17 protein-coding genes are annotated in these 21,746 nt (G+C 70.3%); 9 read left to right on the top strand and 8 right to left on the bottom strand.

Annotated features, from left to right (window positions below; all coding sequences use genetic code 11):
- Positions 1-10 precede the first annotated feature (10 nt).
- The 3 genes from sufB to ACFYWY_RS18420 form a co-directional block, all read right to left on the bottom strand.
- Positions 11-1,432, bottom strand: a complete 1,422-nt coding sequence (gene sufB / locus ACFYWY_RS18430) for a Fe-S cluster assembly protein SufB (protein ID WP_389187211.1) — start codon at positions 1,430-1,432, stop codon at positions 11-13.
- Complete coding sequence (locus tag ACFYWY_RS18425) at positions 1,429-2,157, bottom strand: helix-turn-helix transcriptional regulator (RefSeq protein WP_389187208.1); 729 nt, start codon at positions 2,155-2,157, stop codon at positions 1,429-1,431. The genes sufB and ACFYWY_RS18425 overlap by 4 nt, the downstream gene beginning before the upstream one ends.
- Before the next feature lie 143 nt (positions 2,158-2,300).
- On the bottom strand, positions 2,301-5,873 hold the full coding sequence (locus ACFYWY_RS18420) for a S8 family serine peptidase (protein ID WP_389187205.1): 3,573 nt from the start codon (positions 5,871-5,873) through the stop codon (positions 2,301-2,303).
- Positions 5,874-6,053: 180 nt separating this feature from the next.
- Here ACFYWY_RS18420 and ACFYWY_RS18415 point away from each other — a divergent pair, with 180 nt between their 5' ends.
- The 4 genes from ACFYWY_RS18415 (at position 6,054) to ACFYWY_RS18400 (ending at position 10,004) form a co-directional block, all read left to right on the top strand.
- A complete protein-coding gene (locus tag ACFYWY_RS18415; RefSeq protein WP_389187202.1) occupies positions 6,054-6,980 on the top strand; it encodes an ABC transporter ATP-binding protein in 927 nt (308 codons plus the stop codon).
- Entirely contained in the window at positions 6,977-7,744 is a 768-nt protein-coding gene (locus ACFYWY_RS18410; protein ID WP_389187200.1) for an ABC transporter permease, read from the top strand. The genes ACFYWY_RS18415 and ACFYWY_RS18410 overlap by 4 nt, the downstream gene beginning before the upstream one ends.
- A 49-nt stretch (positions 7,745-7,793) precedes the next feature.
- A complete protein-coding gene (locus ACFYWY_RS18405) occupies positions 7,794-8,918 on the top strand; it encodes a hypothetical protein (RefSeq protein ID WP_389187197.1) in 1,125 nt (374 codons plus the stop codon).
- 126 nt (positions 8,919-9,044) lie between these two features.
- Positions 9,045-10,004, top strand: coding sequence for a heme A synthase (locus tag ACFYWY_RS18400; protein ID WP_389187194.1), 960 nt, complete (start codon positions 9,045-9,047; stop codon positions 10,002-10,004).
- 116 nt (positions 10,005-10,120) lie between these two features.
- Here the strand turns inward: ACFYWY_RS18400 and ACFYWY_RS18395 are convergent, their stop codons facing one another.
- The 3 genes from ACFYWY_RS18395 to ACFYWY_RS18385 all read right to left on the bottom strand — a co-directional run bounded on the left by ACFYWY_RS18395 (position 10,121) and on the right by ACFYWY_RS18385 (position 12,575).
- The gene (locus tag ACFYWY_RS18395; protein WP_389187191.1) at positions 10,121-11,200 is read right to left on the bottom strand and encodes an amidohydrolase family protein; all 1,080 of its coding nucleotides are present in this window, start codon (positions 11,198-11,200) and stop codon (positions 10,121-10,123) included.
- A gap of 64 nt (positions 11,201-11,264) precedes the next feature.
- Complete coding sequence (locus tag ACFYWY_RS18390) at positions 11,265-11,603, bottom strand: hypothetical protein (RefSeq protein WP_389187189.1); 339 nt, start codon at positions 11,601-11,603, stop codon at positions 11,265-11,267.
- Between the two features lie 24 nt (positions 11,604-11,627).
- Positions 11,628-12,575 (bottom strand): heme o synthase, encoded by a 948-nt coding sequence (locus ACFYWY_RS18385; RefSeq protein WP_389187186.1) that lies wholly within the window; start codon positions 12,573-12,575, stop codon positions 11,628-11,630.
- A gap of 318 nt (positions 12,576-12,893) precedes the next feature.
- On the opposite strand from ACFYWY_RS18385, the gene tkt reads away from it, so the two are divergent.
- Genes tkt through pgl form a run of 5 tightly spaced genes read left to right on the top strand, consistent with a single transcriptional unit; the run spans position 12,894 to position 19,524 of the window.
- Positions 12,894-14,981, top strand: coding sequence for a transketolase (gene tkt / locus ACFYWY_RS18380; RefSeq protein WP_389187183.1), 2,088 nt, complete (start codon positions 12,894-12,896; stop codon positions 14,979-14,981).
- Between the two features lie 34 nt (positions 14,982-15,015).
- On the top strand, positions 15,016-16,158 hold the full coding sequence (gene tal, locus ACFYWY_RS18375) for a transaldolase (RefSeq protein ID WP_389187180.1): 1,143 nt from the start codon (positions 15,016-15,018) through the stop codon (positions 16,156-16,158).
- A gap of 5 nt (positions 16,159-16,163) precedes the next feature.
- Positions 16,164-17,696 (top strand): glucose-6-phosphate dehydrogenase, encoded by a 1,533-nt coding sequence (zwf, locus tag ACFYWY_RS18370; RefSeq protein ID WP_389187177.1) that lies wholly within the window; start codon positions 16,164-16,166, stop codon positions 17,694-17,696.
- Positions 17,693-18,745, top strand: a complete 1,053-nt coding sequence (gene opcA, locus ACFYWY_RS18365; protein WP_389187174.1) for a glucose-6-phosphate dehydrogenase assembly protein OpcA — start codon at positions 17,693-17,695, stop codon at positions 18,743-18,745. The genes zwf and opcA overlap by 4 nt, the downstream gene beginning before the upstream one ends.
- Positions 18,742-19,524 carry a 6-phosphogluconolactonase gene (pgl, locus tag ACFYWY_RS18360; protein ID WP_389187172.1) on the top strand — a complete coding sequence of 261 codons (783 nt, stop codon included), beginning with the start codon at positions 18,742-18,744 and terminating at the stop codon, positions 19,522-19,524. Before opcA ends, pgl begins: the two co-directional genes overlap by 4 nt.
- Before the next feature lie 149 nt (positions 19,525-19,673).
- On the opposite strand, the gene ACFYWY_RS18355 is transcribed toward pgl, so the two are convergent.
- Together ACFYWY_RS18355 and ACFYWY_RS18350 are read right to left on the bottom strand one after the other, a co-directional pair.
- Positions 19,674-21,251, bottom strand: a complete 1,578-nt coding sequence (locus ACFYWY_RS18355) for a PH domain-containing protein (protein WP_389187169.1) — start codon at positions 21,249-21,251, stop codon at positions 19,674-19,676.
- Positions 21,248-21,742, bottom strand: coding sequence for a PH domain-containing protein (locus tag ACFYWY_RS18350; protein WP_389187166.1), 495 nt, complete (start codon positions 21,740-21,742; stop codon positions 21,248-21,250). Before ACFYWY_RS18350 ends, ACFYWY_RS18355 begins: the two co-directional genes overlap by 4 nt.
- Positions 21,743-21,746 lie beyond the last annotated feature (4 nt).

The raw sequence follows: 21,746 nt of genomic DNA, 5'->3' as shown, positions 1-21,746 counted from the left end.
ACAGGCTGTGCTAGCCCACCGAGCCCTCCATCTGCAGCTCGATCAGCCGGTTGAGCTCCAGCGCGTACTCCATGGGCAGTTCCTTGGCGATCGGCTCGACGAAGCCGCGCACGATCATCGCCATCGCCTCGAACTCGGTCATGCCGCGGCTCATCAGGTAGAAGAGCTGGTCCTCGGAGACCTTGGAGACGGTCGCCTCGTGGCCCATGGACACGTCGTCCTCGCGGACATCGACGTACGGGTAGGTGTCGGACCGCGAGATCGTGTCGACCAGCAGCGCGTCACAGAGCACATTGGACTTCGCGCCCGGCGCGCCCTCGCCGATCTCGATCAGACCACGGTAGGACGTGCGGCCTCCGCCTCGCGCCACCGACTTGGAGACGATGTTGGACGAGGTGTTCGGGGCCATGTGGACCATCTTGGCGCCGGCGTCCTGGTGCTGGCCCTCGCCCGCGAAGGCGATGGACAGGGTCTCGCCCTTGGCGTGCTCGCCCATCAGGTAGACGGCCGGGTACTTCATGGTGACCTTGGAGCCGATGTTGCCGTCGACCCACTCCATGGTCGCGCCCTCGTACGCCACGGCGCGCTTGGTGACCAGGTTGTAGACGTTGTTCGACCAGTTCTGGATCGTCGTGTAGCGGCAGCGGCCGCCCTTCTTGACGATGATCTCGACGACGGCGCTGTGCAGCGAGTCCGAGGAGTAGATCGGGGCGGTGCAGCCCTCGACGTAGTGGACGTAGGCGTCCTCGTCGACGATGATCAGCGTCCGCTCGAACTGGCCCATGTTCTCCGTGTTGATACGGAAGTAGGCCTGCAGCGGGATGTCGACGTGCACGCCCTTCGGCACGTAGATGAACGATCCGCCGGACCACACGGCTGAGTTCAGCGAGGCGAACTTGTTGTCGCCTACCGGGATGATCGTGCCGAAGTACTCCTGGAAGAGCTCCGGGTGCTGCTTCAGCGCGGTGTCCGTGTCCAGGAAGATGACGCCCTGCTCCTCCAGGTCCTCACGGATCTGGTGGTAGACGACCTCGGACTCGTACTGGGCGGCGACGCCGGCGACCAGGCGCTGCTTCTCCGCCTCCGGGATGCCGAGCTTGTCGTACGTGTTCTTGATGTCCTCGGGCAGGTCCTCCCAGGACTCCGCCTGCTTCTCGGTGGACCGTACGAAGTACTTGATGTTGTCGAAGTCGATCCCCGACAGGTCGGAGCCCCAGCTCGGCATGGGCTTCTTGTCGAACAGCCGCAGCCCCTTGAGGCGCAGCTTCAGCATCCACTCCGGCTCGTTCTTCTTCATCGAGATGTCGCGGACGACTTCCTCGGACAGGCCGCGCTTCGCCGTGGCACCGGCCGCGTCGGAGTCGGCCCAGCCGAATTCGTACGTACCCAGACCCTCGAGTTCGGGGTGGGCAGTCTCCGTGGGGAGAGTCATGCGGGGTTCCTCCCGGCCGTGCTTGCGGATGCTGATGGTGTCGTGGTCTTGGGGATGAACGTCGTGCAGACCCCGTCGCCGTGCGCGATGGTGGCCAGTCGCTGTACATGCGTTCCCAGCAGGCGCGAGAAGGTCTCGGTCTCCGCCTCGCACAGCTGTGGGTACTGCTCGGCCACATGGGCGACCGGGCAGTGGTGCTGGCAGAGCTGCTCACCGACCGGTGCGTTACGCGCCGTAGCAGCGTACCCGTCGGCACTCAGGGCCTTGGCCAGCGCTTCGGTGCGCTGCTCGGGGGCAGCGGCCTCTATCGCCTTGCGGTAGGCCACCGCCTGCGCCTCGAGGCGGTCGCGGGCGAAGGCGGCGACCGCCGCCTCTCCTGCTGCCCCTCCGCCTGCGGCCCGCTCGATCCAGCGGAGAGCGTCCACGGCCAGTGCGTCGTACGCCTGGTCGAAAGCGTCCCGGCCGCAGTCGGTCAGCGCGAACACCTTGGCGGGTCGGCCACGGGTGCGTGCGCCGTAGACCCGCTGCTCACGGGGCTCGATGACGTTCTCGCTGACGAGCGAGTCGAGGTGGCGGCGGACGGCGGCCTGGGTGAGGCCCAGGCGACCCGCGAGATCGGCCACGGTGGACGGGCCGTGGTCCAGGATGGACCGCGCGACCCGGTTGCGCGTGGAGTGCTCACCGGTCGCGAGTTCCTCGTGCGGAGCCTCGCCGACGTTTTTCACAACGCCATTGTTGCGTAATTCCTCTGACAGTGACAACTGCCGTCCGAGGCGTGAACCGGTGCGCTTCATCACTAAGGGTCACCTAAGAACAGGGCCCGTCCGGCGGCTGCCGAACGGGCCCTGACCTGGGAATAACCGGGAAATTACCCGGCAAGATCCGGACGGTCGGTGACCCTGATCGAATTCACCAGAGTCTTGCCGGAATTCGCCACGAAACGCAGGTTGAGCCGGCCGTCGGTGACCCGCACCGTGAAGGCCCGATCGTGCGCGGTGCGGACGCCCGCCTCCAGCGCCAGGTCGAGGTTGGGAACGTACTGCGTCCCCTCGGCCATCACGTCGAAGACCCGGTCCGTCGGATCCTTGGAGCTCAGCTCCGCGAAGCCCAGCTCGATCCGGTAGGTGCCGGCCGACAGGCCGTCGAAGCGGTACTCGTACATGCCCTGGCGGGCGGTCCGGTAGAGCTTCGGGTCGGCCGCGCCCGTGATCGAACGGGTGGTGGAGAGCTCACTGGCGCTGCCCAGATATCCGTACGCGCCGTCGGCGTGCTTGCGATCCGGCCCCCAGGTGTCGCCGAGGGCGTCCACCGAGGATCTGGCCGTGCCGGTGTCGATCGCCGTCTGATAGGCGGGCACGACCACGGTGACCGGGATGTCGATCACCGGTCTGCGGCCGCTGTCGGACTTCACCTGCAGGGTCCCGGTCAGGACCGTGCCCGGGGCGGCCCCGGTGGTGTCGACGCTGAGCGCGATCTGCTGCGATGCGCCGGCCGCCAGTTGTCCGGCGCCGGGCGCCGCCTTGATCCAGCTCTTGCCGTCCTTCTCGGCGACCGTGAAGGGGCTGGCGGAGCCGGTGTTGGCGAGGGTGAGCGTACGGGTGCGCTGCTGCGCCGCCGGTACGACGACGGTGAGGGCCGTGCTGTCGGCGGCGACCCGGCCGGTCTTGAGGGCCGCGTCGGACACCGCGATCTCACCGGGCTTCGGGGTCTGCTGGGCGCTCGCCCCGGTGTATGCGGCGGCGGAGACGGCGATGTCGTACGGAGCGCCGGCGGGCACCTGGAGGAGATAGCCGCCGTCGGCGCCGGTGGTGTCGCTGCCGGTCGCCGTGCCTGCGCTGCTCACCGCGACGGACGCGCCCGGCACCGGCTTGCCGTCGTTGGCGTCGGTGACCCGGCCCGCGACGACCGCGGTCTTGGTCGTACGGAAGGCGATGACCGTTCCGTCCCGGACGGTGCCCTCATTGAAGGAGTAGAGAAGCGCGTCGGTGCCGGTCGCGTTCTCGGCGCCGATGGTCGCGCCGGAGCCGTTCTCGAAGCCGGTTCCGGAGATGTCCTTGTACTGGAAGGACGCGGAGCCGTCCTCGCCGAGGACCGCGGCGAAGGAGACCCGCTCTGCCGTGGTCGCCGCGATCAGCGCGTTGCGCCATTCGACGACGATCTTCCGGTGCGGGGCGGTGCCGGTCGCGGACCAGTACACGCCCGCGTCGGCGTCGACCGTGAGGTTGTCCCAGAACGGATAGAGCGAGCCGTTGGGCGCGAAGGCGGTGGGCAGGGTGGTGTTGCTGCTGGAGGTGGAGGCGGTCCCGAAGGAGAGCACCCCGTCGATGGAGGCGCTCGCCGACCGGTAGGTGCGTCCGTAGAGCGCCACCGGGAACGGCAGCTCGAAGGAGGCCGTCCCGAAGGTGGTGCTGGTGTACGCCAGCTTGGTGGCACCGGCCGGGAAGTCGCCGCCGCCCAGCGTGCAGGCGGTGCCGAAGGCGTCGGTCCGGTCGGGCAGGACGATGTCCTTGACCGTGTTCCCGGTGACCTCGACGCGGACGCTGGTCGCCGATGCGCAGCGGTGGCCCGGGGTGACGGCGAGGTCGTACGTGCCGACCGGGAGCCGCAGCGTGTACCCGCCGTCGGCGCCGGACTTGGTGGTGACCGGGGTGCCCTGGGCGGTGACGACGGCGCTCGCCTCGGCTCCGCCGTGGCTGGTGACCTTGCCGGTGACGTCGGCGGACGCGGCCTCGTCGAGCGCGAAGTCCTTGACCGTGCTGCCGTTCTCGACGACGGTGACGGCGCCCTGGGCGGTGACGTATCCGAACTTGGCGACCCTGACGGTGTAGTCGCCGACCATCAGCTTCGGCAGGGCGTAGCCGCCGTCGGCGCCGGTGGTGACGGTCGTCTTCATCGGGCCTTCGAAGCGCAGGGCGGCGTCGGCGAGCGGGCCGGCGGCCGTGCTGACCTTTCCGCTGACCGCGCCGAGCGCGCCACGCGGGGCGGCGGTGACGGCGGCGTACGCGTCGAGGCGGCCCTCGCCGAAGACGTTGTTGTCGGCGGCGCTACCGCCGCAACTGGTGTTGTCCACGTCGACGGCGGTGGAGTCGAGGAGCTTCTCGGTCTCGGCGACGTTGCCGCGGATCGCGGGCGACGCCGACCACATCAGCGCCACGGTGGCGGCGGTGTGCGGTGAGGCCATCGACGTACCGGAGATGGAGTTGTAGCCGCCGCCCGTCCAGGAGGAGCGGACGTTGACGCCGGGTGCGGCGAGGTTGGGCTTGAGCCCGCCGGCCTCGCCGGTGCCGCGCGAGGAGAAGGACGCGATGGCGTTGTTGATGTCGAAGGCGCCGGAGGAGTACGAGTTGGTGTACGCGCCGGGCGAGCCCGAGGTGTTGCAGCCGGGGCCGCTGTTGCCGTTGGAGAACGCAGGGAAGATGCCCGCGTCCCGCCAGGACTGAACGACCTCCTTGTACCAGGGGTCGATGAGAGCGCTGCCCCAGGAGTTGTTCACCACGTCCGGTGCGAGGTCGGGTCGGGGGTTGGCACCCGCCGGGTCGGTCGGGGCGACGATCCACTGGCCGGAGCGGAGCAGCGAGTCGCGGCTGCAGGAGCTGGACTCACAGCCCTTGGCGGCGATCCACTCGGCGTCGGGGGCGACGCCCACCTGATTGCCCGCGCGGTCGTCGCCGACCATGGTGCCCATGGTGTGGGTGCCGTGGCCGTTGTTGTCGCAGGGGGCTGTGCCGGTGCAGACCTTGGCCGGATCGAACCAGTTGTAGGCGTTGTCGTAGCTGCCGTCGGACTTCAGCCCGCGGTACTTCGCCTTGACTGCCGGGTGGTCGAACTGCACGCCGGAGTCGATGTTGGCGACGACCACACCCTCGCCGCGTACGCCGAGTTCGGACCAGACCTTGGGGGCGTTGATCCGGTCGATGTTCCACTCGACGGCGTCAGGTCGCGGTTCGTTCTTCCCCGGCAGCGGGTCGGGGATGGTGATCGGGTCGTCGGCCTCGAGCGCGGCGACGTCGGTGCGCGCCGCGATCTTCTCGGCGAGGGCCTTGTCGGCGGTGACCTTGAGGGTGTTGGCGATCCAGAAGGACTCGTAGCGGACACCGGCGCTGTCGAGTAGGGCCCTGAGCGGGGCCTGCGACTTCTTGGCGTACGCCAGCTTCGTCTCGTAGAGCGTGCGTGCCTTGGCAGTCTTGCCCTTGGCCCGGCGGGCGGCCGAGGTGTCGGCCTCATGCGTCAGGGCGACCCAGAAGGTCGCCCTGTCCTTGGCGTCGAGCTGCGCGAGGACGCCGGCCTCGGTCTTGATCCGATACGCGGAGGGTGCGGAGGGTAAGGCGGCGTCGGGGTCCTGTGCCTGCGCGGGGGCGGCGCCGAGGGCGAGGGGCAGGGCTACGGATATGGCGGTCAGGGCGGCGAGTGCTGCCCGCCGCCCCGGTCTGCGTCTAGCCACGAACGCTCCTTCGTGAGTGGGTTCGTACCGACACTCGATCGTGAAGGAATTGGCAGGTTCATGTGAAGAACGCCTCAAGAGTCAGTTCAGGCCATTCCCGTCCCGGGCGTCCCTGCCCTTCCGCCGGGGACCTGGGCCCCGCCCCCCGGCGGTCTTGCCGCCCCGCCTAGACTTCCCGGCATGCGAAGCGAGCCCGTCGTCCAGATCCGGGGATTGGTCAAACGGTACGGATCCAAGACGGCCGTGGACGGCCTCGACCTCGAGGTTCCCCAGGGCTCCGTGACCGCCGTCCTCGGCCCCAACGGAGCGGGCAAGACCACCACGGTCGAAACCTGCGAGGGCTACCGCCGCCCCGACGCCGGAACGGTTCGGGTACTCGGCCTCGATCCGGTCGCCGACGCCGCGAAGCTGCGGCCCAGGGTCGGTGTGATGCTCCAGTCCGGCGGCGTCTACTCCGGCGCTCGCGCCGACGAGATGCTCCGCCACATGGCGAAACTGCATGCCCACCCGCTGGACGTGGACGCGCTGATCGAGCGGCTCGGCCTCGGCAGCTGCGGCCGTACGACCTACCGGCGGCTCTCCGGAGGCCAGCAGCAGCGCCTCGCGCTGGCGATGGCCGTGGTCGGCCGTCCCGAACTGGTCTTCCTGGACGAGCCGACCGCCGGCCTCGACCCGCACGCCCGCCGGTCCACCTGGGAGCTCGTACGCGAACTGCGCGCGGACGGCGTCTCCACCGTCCTCACCACCCACTTCATGGACGAGGCCGAAGAGCTGGCGGACCATGTCGCGATCATCGACGCGGGCAAGGTCGTCGCCGACGGCAGCCCGGAACAGCTGTGCCGCGGCGGCGCCGAGAACACGCTGCGCTTCACAGGGCGGCCCGGCCTGGACGTCGGCTCGCTGCTGAAGGCGCTGCCGGACGGCACGGAGGCGGCGGAGCTCACGCCCGGCGCGTACCGGATCACCGGCCAGGTGGACCCGCAGCTGCTGGCGACCGTGACGTCCTGGTGCGCACAGCACGGCGTGATGCCGGACGGCATCTCGGTCGAGCGCCACACCCTGGAGGACGTGTTTTTGGAGCTGACCGGCAAGGAGCTGCGCTCATGAGCGTCGGTACGTACACCCCGGCGCCCGGCGCCGCCCCCCTGCCCCGCATGATCGCGGCGCAGACCGCGTTCGAGACGAAGATGCTGCTGCGCAACGGCGAGCAGCTGCTGCTCACCGTCGTCATCCCCTCGCTCCTGCTGGTGCTGTTCTCGACCGTCGACATCATCGACACCGGAGGGGGCAGGCCGGTCGACTTCTTGGCCCCCGGCGTCCTCGCCCTCGCCGTGATGTCCACCGCCTTCACCGGGCAGGCCATCGCGACCGGCTTCGAGCGGCGGTACGGAGTCCTCAAGCGGCTCGGCGCCTCGCCGCTCCCCCGCTGGGCGCTGATGACCGCCAAGACGCTCTCGGTCCTGGCCACCGAGATCCTCCAGATCGTGCTGCTGACCGTGATCGCGTTCGCGCTCGGCTGGTCACCGGACGGCAACCCCCTTTCCGTACTGCTGCTACTCGTCCTCGGCACGGCCGCCTTCTCCGGCCTCGGTCTGCTGATGGCCGGGACGCTCCGGGCCGAGGCGACGCTGGCAGCCGCCAACCTGGTCTTTCTGCTGCTCCTGGTGGGTGGCGGCGTGATCGTGCCGCTGGACAGGTTCCCGGACGCCGTCCAGTCGGTGCTCGCGCTGCTGCCGATCTCCGCGCTCTCGGACGGTCTGCGCGATGTGCTCCAGCACGGTGCCGCCATGCCGTGGGGCAATCTCGGCATCCTCGCCGTCTGGGCAGCGCTCTCACTGGGCGCGGCCGCCCGGCTCTTCCGCTGGGAGTGACGCAAGCGCCAGGATGAGCCTGCCGGGATCCGCACGGTAGGAGGCCTCCATGGACCGGACTGCCGCGCTGCGACTGGATGCCGAATGGGCCAAGGTGAGGTCCGGCAAGTCCGGCGTCTCGCCCGGCGAGCGCGAGCGCATGCTGACGGATCTGATCGCCGCGCTCGCCCCGCACGCCGATGACGATCTCTCACTCGCCGCGAGGCTGAGTCTGCGCTACGGCGATCTGGCTCGGCACCACTTCGACACCGGCCGACGGGAGGAAGCGCTGACCGCCGTCGGCGAGGCGGTCAGGCGCTGCGAGGAGCCGGCCAGGCACGACGAGGAGCACGCCCGCTGGTACGCCAGGGCGCTGATCAACCAGTCCGTGTATCTCGCAGAGCCGCTCAGCGACGAGCTCGGCATGCCGCGGTACGCCTTCCACCCGCACGGCGAGCAGCCCCCGCCCGGTGACCGCGAGGACGGGCTCGCGGCGCTGGCCGCCACCCGCCGGGCCGTCGAGGTCTGGGAGCGCCTGGACGGGTCGGAGCCGCGCAACCGGGAGGGCCTGGCTCAGGCTCATGTCTTCCTGGGCGACCGGCTGGAGGAGCTGGGCGAGCCGGTGGACGCGGCGGCCTGGGCGGTACGGGCGGAGCGCGAGTTCCAGACCCTGTGGCCGGCGTCTTCCGAAGCACCTGCGCCCGAAGCGCGCGAGGCGGCCCATGCCGCGGCTCTCGAGCACCTCGGCGACCAGCTGGAGCGCAGGCTGCGACGCTGCCCCTTCGACGGCGGTCTGACCCGGCTGCGGGAGCAGGACCTGCTTCCGGCGCGGCTGTTGCCACTGGCGGTGGTGGCGGCGCGTATCGAGGGCGTGGAAGCGGACGCGATCGCCGAGGGGCTGCGGCTGGACGAGGCAGAGGTCCGCCGGATCCTGCGGGCGCGCTCCTGGCGTGCGGTGTGGCGGTTCGACGTCCTTGAGGCCGACGGCTCGTGGACCCCGATGACGTACCCCTGGCGCGGCAGGGATGCGGTGACCGACCGCAGCGCCGAGGCGGTGGCCGCCGAGCTGACCGACGCGTTGCTGCACTCGCCCGACCGGCCGCCGCCGTCGGTGCACTGGCGGATCGCCGTGTGGTGGGAGGAGGAGGAACACCTCGACGGCGCGCGCTTCCGGCTGACGTGCGCACCGCCCTGACCTGGACCGCGCGCCCGGCCGTATACGGACTGGCACCGGACGGGACCCGGACCCGACACCCGGACCCGACACCCGGACCCGACCCCTCGTGAAAACGTGCACAATCGCCCGCTTACGATAGGGCGCGTGCTGACCCCCCTCGCCTATATCGCCCAGCGCTGGACGCCGACTCCCAAAACGCTCCGGCGCGCCGCGCTCTCCGCCGTCGTGATGAGCGTGGTCATCATCGTCACCGGCGGCGCGGTCCGGCTGACCGGCTCCGGCCTCGGCTGCGACACCTGGCCCAAGTGCACGGACGACAGTCTCTTCGCCACGCCCGAGCAGGGCGTCCACGGCGCGATCGAGTTCGGCAACCGGATGCTGACGTACGTCCTGTCGGCCGCGGTCGGCTGGACGATCATCGCGGCGCGCGCGGTCAAGCCACTGCGGCGCGGGCTGACCCGGCTCGCCTGGTCGCAGTTCTGGATCGTGATGGGCAACGCGGTGCTCGGCGGCATCACCGTGTGGGCGGGCCTCAACCCGTGGACCGTGGCCGGGCATTTCATGCTCGCCACCGGGCTGCTCACGGTCGCCACTGTCACCTGGCAGCGGGCCCGCGAGGGCGACGGCGCACCGCGCCCACGCGTACCGCGCCCGGTCCGCAAGCTGTCGTGGGCGATCGTCGTCACCTCCGTACTGCTGATCGCGCTGGGCACCTCGGTGACCGGTTCCGGCAAGCACGCGGGTGACAGCAGCGATGTGCCGCGCATGCCCTGGGACTGGGCGGACGCCGCACACGTCCACGCGATCGCCGCCTGGGTGGTCTGCGCACTGGCCGTCGCGATGTGGCTGGTGCTGCGGGTGGTCGACGCCCCCGACGACACCCGGGCGCGCGCCCGGGACCTGCTGATCGTGCTGCTCCTGCAAGGGGGAGTGGGCTATCTGCAGTACTTCACCGGGGTTCCCGAGGCCCTGGTCGCCGCCCATATGTTCGGCTCCGCGCTGATGTGGATCGCGGTGGTGCGGCTCGCGCTGAGCCTGCGCGAGCGGCCGAGTACCACGGCCCCGGTGCCCCAGGTGGGCGACGCGGCTCTCTCAGCTGCCTGAGGGGTGCCGCGCGCCGGCGGGGAGCAACAACTTGCGCAAGGCGCGATCGGCTACATCCGGGGACCATCCCCACAGAAGCGCGCGGCACCTGGGTGAACGACCCGGTCCCTGGTGATTCACCCCAGTCCGTAGACGCGGGCGGCATTGCCCGCCGCGATCATCCCCGCGACCCGTTCCGCGTCCGTACGTGCCCAGGCGCCGTCGCCGACCCAGCCGCCGAGCACCCGTGCGAGCGCCTCGCGGAAGATCCGGGCGCCCACCACATGCAGCTCGGGCAGCCCGCGCGCGCCGCTGGAGAAGAGCAGCTTCCCGAACGGCGCCAGCTCCAGGATCTCCGCGAGCACGGCCGCGGCGCGCGCCCCCGTGTGCACCAGGGCGGGCCCCAGATCGGCGTACACATGCGGGAACACGCTCGCCAGGTGCGCGGCATGGCGGTGGTACGGATAGCCGTGCAGCAGCACCAGATCGGTGCCGAGGCCCGCGGTGGCGGCCGCGAAGCCGGTCATCAGCATCGGGTCCTCCACGCCGACATGGAGCTGGAGCGGCAGTCCCGACGCGACCGCGATCCACAGCAGATGCCGTACCAGTACGGGATCGGTGAGCTTGCCGCCGACGTGCCGTGCGGCCAGCCAGCGGGCTGCCGCCCCGCGCACCTCTCCGGGGCCCGGCGGTTCGGGCGCGAGGGCGAGCCCGTGGCCCACGGCGCCGACGGAGGTGAAGGCGACGGCGGACGCGGCGGCTCCGTGGACGGCCTCTGCGAGGTTCGCGAGGAAGCTCTCGACGGTGCCCGAGGTGTCGGCGACCTGTTCGGCGAGGAGTTCGAGGCGGACGATCTCGCGGGCCTCGGCCGCGCCCGCGGCGGCGATCTCGGGCGGACCGGTCAGATCCCCCGGCAGCCCGGTGTCCACCAGATAGGTGGAGATGCCACTGCCCCTCAGCAGCCGCCTGCCCGCCTCCAGCACGCCCAGTTCACGCCGGCGGGCGAGATAGCGGGCGGGCGGGCAGTGCGGCTCGAGATCGAGCAGCGGCGGGCACCAGCGCCGTACCGCGAAGCCGGTCTGCGTGTCGAAGAAGGTCGTGCCGGGGGCCGGCGGCCCCGTGGTCCGGCCCAGATGCGCCTCGAAGGTGCCAAGGCCGAGCTCCGTCCGGAGCACACCGTGGCAGTACTGGTCCACGAGGGTCGGGGTTTCGATCATCCGGGCTCCCAGCATGGACTGTGCTTGCACAGTCCTAACGGGTGACACCCGCACGAGGTGTTGCTCAGCCGTTGGACGGGCCTCCGACCTGGATGCCCGCCATCCGGGTCCACTCGTACGGCCCAGTGCGGACCTTCGCCGCGAACTCTCCGTCGAAGGACTCGTGCAGCGTGATCCCGGCCTTCTCGGCCGCGGCCTGCGCGATGTCGTGGCTCTGTGCCACGAGGTCGCCCCAGGCGCCGTCCTCGCCGACGAGCACGATGCGGGTGCCCATCTGACCGAGGTACGCGAGCTGCCCCTCGGCGCCGCCGTGCGTCTTGGCGAAGGCGCCGATCTGCTTGGCGAGCCTGGCCGCCTTGTGCTCCGCCTGCTTGTCCTGCTTGGCCTGCTTCGTATCTGCCATGAACAGGATGCTACCCACTGGTAGCTAGCGCAGGAAGGGGTCCACGGCAACGGCCACGAAGAGCAGCGAGACGTAGGTGATGGACCAGTGGAAGAGCCGCATCTCCTTGAGCTTGCCGCCGGTGGCGCCGCCCTTCGCGCGGTTCTGCAGGGAGTGCGCCTCCCAGAGCCACCAGCCGCCCGTCGCCAGCGCCACCACGGTGTAGAACCAGCCGGTGTAGCCGAGCGGCGTCAGCAGCAGCGAGACCGCGACCATCACCCAGCTGTAGAGGACGATCTGGCGGGCGACGACCTGGTTGGAGGCGACGACAGGAAGCATCGGGACGCCCACGCGCGCGTAGTCCTCCTTCACCTTCATCGACAGCGGCCAGTAGTGCGGCGGCGTCCAGAAGAAGATGACGAGGAAGAGGATGAGCGCGGCCCATGACATCGAGTTGGTGACGGCCGACCAGCCGATCAGGACCGGCATACAGCCGGCGATGCCGCCCCAGACGATGTTCTGCGAGGTCCGGCGCTTCAGGATCATCGTGTAGACGATGACGTAGAAGAGGAGCGCGCCGAGCGACAGGGCCGCGGACAGCCAGTTGACGAGCAGCCCGAACCAGAGGGTGGACACGGCGGCGAGTACCAGGCCGAAGACCAGGCCCTCGCGGGGCGACACCATTCCGGTGACGAGCGGGCGCTGCGACGTACGGTCCATCAGGGCGTCGATGTCGCGGTCGATGTACATGTTCAGCGCGTTGGCGCCGCCGGCCGAGAGGTAGCCGCCGATGCACGTCGTGAGCACGAGCCACAGGTCGGGCACGTCCTGCGCGGCCAGGAACATCACCGGGACGGTGGTGATCAGCAGCAACTCGATGATCCGCGGCTTGGTGAGCGCCACGAATGCCTTGACGCGGGCCCCGAACGGCCGATGGCCCCCCGGGCTGGGAGTCAAGACGACCCCTGCGGGTCGGGACTCGACGGCCGTCACGCACACCCCTGACAGAGAAATTCCCAGCAAGCTCCCGGAGTGAAGACCGGGTAAAGACTTGCGCGTACCACGCCACTCTAGACGTTGCCGATACGCCGATCTTCGCGGGGGTGGGCACGTGTTGAGCAGCAGCCCCGGCCCGTGCGTATACCTCGCCAGGAGGCGAAGAGGACCCAGCGATTGCACCCTGGCTGTACCGGATTCTTTCAAAGACCTGCACTCGAAAAGTTGCGCGTTGTGTCGGGGGTAGGCTCGACAACGCCCGGTGCTTCCGTCGTCACCGGGATACGAACATGTGGAGAGGAGCCCTGACCCAGGGTGAGCACCAAGCCGACCACCACAGACCTCGAGTGGACAGATCTGGACCAGCGGGCCGTTGATACCGTCCGCGTCCTGGCCATGGATTCCGTACAGAAGGTCGGCAACGGCCACCCCGGTACGGCCATGAGCCTCGCGCCCGCCGCGTACGTGCTGTTCCAGAAACTGATGCAGCACGACCCCGCCGATCCGGACTGGACCGGCCGCGACCGGTTCGTGCTCTCCGCGGGCCACTCGTCGCTGACCCTTTACATCCAGCTCTACCTGGCCGGGTACGGCCTGGAGCTCGACGATCTGAAGGCGTTCAGGACCTGGGGTTCGAGGACCGCCGGCCACCCGGAGTACGGGCACACGCCGGGCGTCGAGACGACGACCGGCCCGCTCGGCCAGGGTGTCGCCAACGCGGTGGGCATGGCCATGGCCTCCCGCTACGAGCGCGGTCTGTTCGACCCGGACGCGGCCCCCGGCACCTCTCCGTTCGACCACACCATCTGGGCGATCGCCGGTGACGGCTGCCTCCAGGAGGGCATCTCGCACGAGGCGTCCTCGCTGGCCGGCCACCAGAAGCTGGGCAATCTGGTGCTGCTGTGGGACGACAACCACATCTCCATCGAGGGCGACACGGAGACGGCCGTCTCCGAGGACACCCTCAAGCGGTACGAGGCGTACGGCTGGCACGTCCAGCGTGTCGGGCAACTGCCGAGCGGCGACCTCGACCCGGCCGGTCTGTACAACGCCCTGAAGGCGGCGCAGGCCGAGACCGAGCGCCCGTCCTTCATCGCTATGCGCTCGATCATCGCCTGGCCTGCCCCGCACGCCCAGAACACAGAGGCCGCGCACGGCTCGGCCCTCGGCGACGAGGAGGTCGCGGCCACCAAGCGCGTCCTGGGCTTCGACCCGGAGAAGTCCTTCGAGGTCTCCGACGAGGTCCTCGCGCACACCCGTGAGGCGCTCGACCGCGGCCGCGAGTCCCGCGGCGAGTGGGAGAAGACCTTCGCCGCATGGCGCACCGCCAACCCGGAGCGCGCCGCCGAGTTCGACCGGATCCGCGCGGGCGAGCTCCCCGCGGGCTGGGAGGACCACCTCCCGGAGTTCGAGACCGGCAAGGGCGTCGCCACCCGCGCGGCCTCCGGCAAGATCCTCCAGGCGCTGGGCGCGATCGTCCCCGAGCTGTGGGGCGGCTCGGCCGACCTGGCCGGCTCTAACAACACGACGATCGACAAGACCTCGTCGTTCCTGCCGAAGGGCAACCCGCTGCCGGGGGCTGAGCCGTACGGCCGCACGGTCCACTTCGGCATCCGCGAGCACGCCATGGCCGCGACCATGAACGGCATCGCGCTGCACGGCAACACCCGTGTCTACGGCGGCACTTTCCTGGTGTTCTCCGACTACATGCGCAACGCGGTACGGCTCTCGGCGCTGATGCACCTGCCGGTGACGTACGTCTGGACGCACGACTCGATCGGCCTCGGCGAGGACGGCCCGACCCACCAGCCGGTGGAGCACCTGGCCTCGCTGCGCGCCATCCCGGGTCTGAACATCGTCCGCCCGGCCGACGCCAACGAGACCGCGATCGCCTGGCGCGAGATCCTCAAGCGCTACACCAAGGAGTTCGGGGTCGGCGCCCCGCACGGACTGGCGCTGACCCGTCAGGGTGTGCCCACGTACGAGCGCAACGAGGATGCCGCGAAGGGCGGTTACGTCCTGTTCGACGCCGAGGGCGGCGACGCGCAGGTCGTGCTGATCGGCACCGGCTCCGAGGTGCAGCTCGCCGTCGAGGCGCGCGAGCAGCTGCAGGCCGCGGGCGTGCCGACCCGGGTCGTCTCGATGCCTTCCGTCGAGTGGTTCGAGGAGCAGGACCAGACGTACAAGGACAGCGTTCTGCCGCCGGCCGTCAAGGCGCGGGTGGCGGTCGAGGCCGGTATCGGTCTCACCTGGCATCGCTTCGTGGGCGAAGCCGGTCGCATCGTTTCGCTGGAGCACTTCGGCGCTTCTGCCGACGGCAAGGTCCTCTTCCGCGAGTTCGGCTTCACTGGCGATGCGGTGGCCGCCGCCGCGCGGGAATCTCTGGAAGCCGCGGCGCGCTGACGCCCGTATACGACAAGTAGGAGATGCAACTCTCATGACAGACGCACTCAAGCGCCTCTCCGACGAAGGCGTCGCGATCTGGCTCGACGACCTGTCGCGCAAGCGGATCACGACCGGCAATCTCGCCGAACTGATCGACCAGCAGCACGTTGTGGGCGTCACCACCAACCCGTCGATCTTCCAGAAGGCGATCTCGCACGGTGACGGCTACGAGCAGCAGCTCGCCGACCTCGCCGTGCGCAAGGTGACCGTCGAGGAAGCCGTACGCATGATCACGACGGCGGACGTCCGGGACGCCGCCGACATTCTGCGGCCGGTCTTCGACGCCACCGGCGGCCAGGACGGCAGGGTCTCCATCGAGGTCGACCCGCGCCTGGCGCACAACACCCCCGCGACCATCGCCGAGGCCAAGCAGCTCGCCTGGCTGGTGGACCGTCCCAACACCCTCATCAAGATCCCGGCGACGAAGGCCGGTCTGCCGGCGATCACCGAGGTCATTGGCAAGGGCATCAGCGTCAATGTCACGCTGATCTTCTCGCTGGAGCGCTACCGCGAGGTCATGGACGCCTACCTGGCCGGTCTTGAGAAGGCGAAGGCCGCGGGCCTGGACCTTTCCAAGATCCAGTCGGTGGCCTCCTTCTTCGTGTCGCGGGTGGACACCGAGATCGACAAGCGTCTGGACGCGCTGGGCACGCCCGAGGCCAAGGAGGCCCGCGGCAAGGCCGCGCTGGCCAACGCGCGTCTGGCGTACGAGGCGTACGAAGAGGTGTTCGGCTCTGCCGACAATTCGACGCCGCCGTCGGACCGCTGGGCCGCGCTCGACAAGGCGCAGGCCACCAAGCAGCGTCCGCTGTGGGCCTCGACGGGCGTCAAGGACCCGGCGTACAAGGACACGTTGTACGTCGACGAGCTGGTCGCGCCCGGCACGGTGAACACCATGCCGGAGGCCACCCTCGAAGCCACCGCCGACCACGGCCGGATCACCGGTGACACGGTGCACGGCACGTACGAGCAGTCCCGCGCCGAACTCGAAGCCATCGAGAAGCTCGGGATCTCCTACGACGACGTCGTGCAACTGCTCGAGGACGAGGGCGTCGAGAAGTTCGCCTCGTCCTGGAACGACCTGCTCAAGTCGACCGAGGCCGAGCTCCAGCGCCTCGCCCCTTCGGAGGGCTGACCACCTTGTCCGGTACTGGCGGAGCCAATCCGCTCCGTGACCCAGCAGACCGACGGCTCCCGCGTATCGCGGGGCCGTCGGGCCTGGTCATCTTCGGTGTCACGGGCGATTTGTCACGTAAAAAGTTGATGCCTGCCATCTATGACCTGGCCAACCGCGGGCTCCTGCCACCGGGCTTCTCGCTCGTCGGCTTCGCCCGCCGTGAATGGCAGGACGAGGACTTCGCCCAGGAAGTCCACGACGCCGTCAAGGCTCACGCCCGTACGCCGTTCCGCGAGGAGGTCTGGCAGCAGCTCATCCAGGGGATGCGCTTCGTCCAGGGCACCTTCGACGACGATGACGCCTTCGAGCGACTGAAGGCCACCATCGAAGACCTCGACAAGAAGCAGGGCACCGGAGGCAACTTCGCCTTCTACCTGTCCGTGCCGCCGAGGTTCTTCCCCAAGGTCGTCCAGCAGCTGAAGAAGCACGGGCTGGCCGAGCAGAAGGAAGGCTCCTGGCGCCGCGCGGTCATCGAGAAGCCGTTCGGCCACGACCTGGTCTCCGCCGTGGAGCTCAACAAGGTTGTGCACGAGGTCTTCCCGGCCAACGAGGTCTTCCGGATCGACCACTACCTGGGCAAGGAGACCGTCCAGAACATTCTGGCGCTGCGCTTCGCCAACACCCTGTTCGAACCGATCTGGAACCGGTCGTACGTCGACCATGTCCAGGTCACCATGGCCGAGGACATCGGCATCGGCGGCCGCGCCGGCTACTACGACGGCATCGGCGCCGCCCGTGACGTCATCCAGAACCACCTCCTCCAGCTGCTCGCGCTGACCGCGATGGAGGAGCCCGCCTCCTTCGACGCGGACGCGCTCGCGGCCGAGAAGACCAAGGTCCTCGGCGCGGTGAAGCTGCCCCAGGACCTGGCCGAGAGCACGGTGCGCGCGCAGTACACGGCGGGCTGGCAGGGCGGCGAGAAGGCCGCCGGCTATCTCCAGGAAGACGGCATCGACCCCAAGTCGAAGACCGACACCTACGCCGCGATCAAGCTGGAGATCGACAACCGCCGCTGGGCGGGCGTCCCCTTCTATCTCCGTACGGGCAAGCGGCTCGGCCGCCGGGTCACCGAGATCGCGGTGGTCTTCCAGCGCGCCCCGCACTCCCCCTTCGACCACACGGCCACCGAGGAGCTCGGCCAGAACGCCCTGGTCATCCGCGTCCAGCCGGACGAGGGCGTGACCATGCGGTTCGGCTCGAAGGTCCCTGGCACCTCGATGGAGGTGCGGGACGTCTCGATGGACTTCGCGTACGGCGAGTCCTTCACGGAGTCCAGCCCGGAGGCGTACGAACGGCTCATCCTCGACGTCCTGCTCGGCGACTCCAACCTCTTCCCGAGGCTGGAGGAGGTCGAGCTGTCCTGGAAGATCCTCGACCCGATCGAGCAATTCTGGGACAAGCACGGCAAGCCCGCCCAGTACCCGGCCGGTACGTGGGGGCCGGTCGAGGCGGACGAAATGCTCGCACGAGACGGACGGAGCTGGCGTCGGCCATGAAGATCGACCTTACGGACACCACGGCCAGCAAGATCAACAAGGCGCTGGTGCAGGGGCGGCGGGCGATCGGCACGCCGGCCGTCGGCATGGTGCTCACCCTTGTCATCGTCACCGACGAAGAGAACGCCTACGACGCGCTGAAGGCGGCCAACGAGGCGTCGCGCGAGCACCCTTCGCGCACGCTGGTCGTCATCAAGCGGGTCTCGCGCTCGCCGCGCGACCGGGCGGCGGCACGGCTGGACGCCGAGGTGCGGGTGGGCGCGGACGCGGGCACCGGCGAGACGGTCGTCCTCCGGCTGTACGGCGAGGTCATCAACCACGCCCAGTCGGTGGTTCTGCCGCTGCTGCTGCCGGACGCGCCGGTCGTGGTCTGGTGGCCGGTGAGCGGGCCGACCGACCCGGCCAGTGACCCGCTGGGCGCGCTGGCGCAGCGCCGGGTGACGGACACGTACGCCTCCGAACAGCCGGTGCAGGACCTGATGGCGCGCGCCGACGCGTACACCCCCGGCGACACCGATCTGTCCTGGACCCGGATCACGCCGTGGCGCTCCATGCTCGCGGCCGCGCTGGACCAAGTGACGTGCGAGGTCACCTCGGTGGAGGTGGAGGGCGAGGAGTTCAACCCAAGCTGCGAACTGCTCGGGATGTGGCTCGCCGACCGGCTGAAGGTGCCGGTGACGCGCTCGCTGTCGTCGGGCCCCGGTCTCACGGCCGTACGGATGGAGACGAACTGCGGCCCGATCGTGCTGGACCGGGCGGACGGCTCGCTGGCGACGCTGTCCATCGAGGGGCAGCCGGACCGGGCGGTGGCGTTGCAGCGCCGTGAGACGGCCGAGCTGATCGCGGAGGAACTGCGGCGTCTCGACCCGGACGACACGTACGCGTCGGCGCTGCGGTTCGGCGTGGAGCGGCTCGGCTACGGCGCCGAGGCGTCGCAGGGCGGGGCGTCGGAAGCCGGGGCGTCGCAGGCCACGTCCGGAGCGAAGTCCGGGGCCAAGTCCGCCCCCGCGAAGAAGGCCGCTCCGGCGAAGAAGGCGGCGGCGAAGTGAGTGCCCCGCAGCTCGTCGTCCACCGCGACAAGGAGCTGATGGCGCAGGCCGCGGCGGCCCGGCTGATCACGAAGATCGTGGACGCCCAGGCCGCGCGCGGCTCCGCGTCGGTGGTCCTGACGGGCGGCCGCAACGGCAACGCCCTGCTCGCCGCCCTCGGGGCCTCTTCGGCCCGGGACGCGATCGACTGGCCGCGTCTCGATCTGTGGTGGGGCGACGAGCGGTTCCTCCCGGAGGGCGACCCGGAGCGCAATGTCACGCAGGCCCGCGAGGCCCTGCTGGACAGCGTCTCGGTGGACCCGAAGCGGGTGCACGCGATGCCCGCGTCGGGCGATGTGTACGGCAGTGACGTGGAAGCGGCAGCCGCGGCGTACGCGGCCGAACTCGCCGCGGCGGCGGGCCCGGAGGACCACGGCCCGGTGCCGAGCTTCGATGTGCTGATGCTGGGGGTGGGGCCCGATACTCATGTGGCGTCGCTCTTCCCCGAGCTGCCCGCGGTCCGCGAGACGGACCGCACGGTGGTCGGCGTGCACGGCGCGCCCAAGCCGCCTCCGATGCGTATCTCGCTCACGCTCCCGGCGATCCGGTCGGCGCGCGAGGTATGGCTGCTGGCGGCGGGCGAGGACAAGGCGAACGCGGTGGCGATAGCGCTGTCGGGCGCGGGCGAGATCCAGGCCCCGGCGGCGGGAGCGAGGGGCCGCAGCCGGACTCTGTGGCTGCTCGACGCGGCGGCGGCGTCGCAGCTCCCGCGAGACCTGTACCCACCGGCGTCGCCCTGACGGAGGGGGCTGCGCCCCCCAGACCCCGTACGCCCTTCGGGCGTTGTCCTCAATCTCCCCCAGACTTCGTCCGGGGGGACCCCCAACGGGCTGCATCTTCCAGCCCCGCCGGCGATTGAGGCGCGGGGTGCCCGGGTAACCGGACGCGGTCATACGGGGATTCTCGCGCCGACCTCGGCCGAACCGCATCCCGCTGCCCCGTCGCCCCGTATGAGGAACGGCTCCAGCAGCCCCGGCACCGCGTCCGACGCGAACGCCAGCCCCTCGCTCTCCCCCGCGTCGTACACCGAATACGCCCCCGCCCCCGCGGCCGTCGTCGCGGTCAGCGTCAGCACTCCGGCGCGGCGCTGGAAGACCGACTGCTTCACCGTCCAGCCGATGACCCCACCCCGCTGCAGCGCGACCGTCGCGCGGCGGACCGTCCCGGAACGGGCCACCAGATACGCACCGCTGATGCCGTGCCCCAGACTGCGGTACGCATCCAGGGCGAGGATCACCGCGGCCGGCAGCGCCACGACCGCGCACGCCGCCGCGATGTACAGCAGCACGGAAGTGAGCCAGGCGCCCAGAACCGTCAGCACCAGCAGCGGCAGCAGCGCCGACGCCAGCGCCCAGCGCAGCCGCCGGGTGCGCGCCGCCCGGGGGTGGGCGGTAAGGCGGGCAGCGCTCGTCGGGGCCACGGGCTCGCGCAGCACCTGCGCGGCCACCTCGTCCGCCACCACCCGCGGGGCGGGCGGCAGCAGCACCTTCAGATCGGCGTGCTTGTCCTGCGCGTCGTCGGTGAGACCGGTGGCGACCGCGTCCACCCGGGCCGCGCCGAACAGCCTGACGCCGAGCGGCTCGACGAGTTCGACGCCGCGCAGGCGGCGCTCCTCTATGGAGATGGAGCGCGCGGTGAACAGGCCGCGCCGCACTCGCAGGGTGCCGCCAGGCTCGCGCTCCAGGCGGTAGTTCCACCACATCTCGATCCACAGGCCGAGTGCGCCGACGACTCCGGCGGCCACGGCCGCGGCGACGAGCACCGCGACCATCAAGGCGATGGAGGTGTCCTGGAACCGGTCGCCCACCCAGGCGATGACCTTGCCCTGCGCCCCGAACCACTCGCTGACCTGCATCACACCACCGGCCGCGGCGCCGCCGAGCAGCGGGGCGACAAAACTGACCGGTGCGTACCGGATCCAGGACGGATCGAGGGCAGCGAGGTCGCCCTCCCGGTGGGCGCCGGGAGCGGTCGTCGCGGCCCGGGCCAGCAGCTGTGTGCGCAACCGCTCGCCCTCCGCCTTGCTGACCGGATCGAGCTCCAGCGTGGACTCGCCGCCGGTTTGGTCGCCCGTGCCGATACGTACCTTGACCAGGCCGAGGACGCGCAGCAGCGGGTTGGCGGACAGATCGACGCTACGGATGCGCTCGCGGGCCAGCGAACGGCGTTTGACCAGCAGCAGCCCCGTGTGGAGCTCGGCGCGCTCGACGCCGATGCGGTAGCGCGTCCGGCGCCACCGTATGTAGTCCGCGCCCGCGCCAACCGCCATCAGCAGCACGGCACCGGCCAGCACCCAGCCAAGCGCCTGCCCGAGCGGCATTCCGCCGGCGAGGCCGAGCGTGGTGGGCAGCCCGGCGCCCGCGGCCACCCCCGCAATGACGAAGGCGGTGACGAGCACGGTGCGCCTGTCGAGCCGCCGCCACTCCCCCTCGACCACCGGCTCCAGCTCCGGCTCCAGCGCGCTCATGTCGCGTCCCCGGGCGTGGCCTGGGTGATACGGGTCAGCCGCTGCGCGAGCTCCGCGGCGAGCTCATGGTCGAGCCCCTCGATCTTGATCGCGCCCTTGGAGGACGCGGTGGTGACGATGACCGTGGCGAGCCGGAACGCCTGCTCCAGCGGCCCGCGCATCGTGTCCACAGTCTGGATCCTGGACATGGGCGCGATCCGCCATTCCTGCCACAGCGCGCCCGTACGGACGTAGACCGCGTCGTCCGTGACCTCCCAGCGGTGCACCCGGAACCACCAGTTGGGGAGGAAGAGGGTGCAGGCCAGGCCCAGCACCGCCAGTACGACGGCGGGCGCCAGGAGCCACAGCCGGGCCGGCTCGATGAGCAGGCCCAGTACGGCGAGCACGGTCACCGGAATCGCGGTCGTCAACAGCAACTGCACCCGCCACCAGCCGACCACCCGCTCGTTCAGTGTGCTGTTCGGCGGCCTCAGCCTCACCCCCTCCCCCATCGGC

The organism is Streptomyces sp. NPDC002870 (assembly GCF_042888505.1).
Lineage (GTDB): Bacteria > Actinomycetota > Actinomycetes > Streptomycetales > Streptomycetaceae > Streptomyces.
This window is presented reverse-complemented; position numbering and strand designations above follow the sequence as displayed.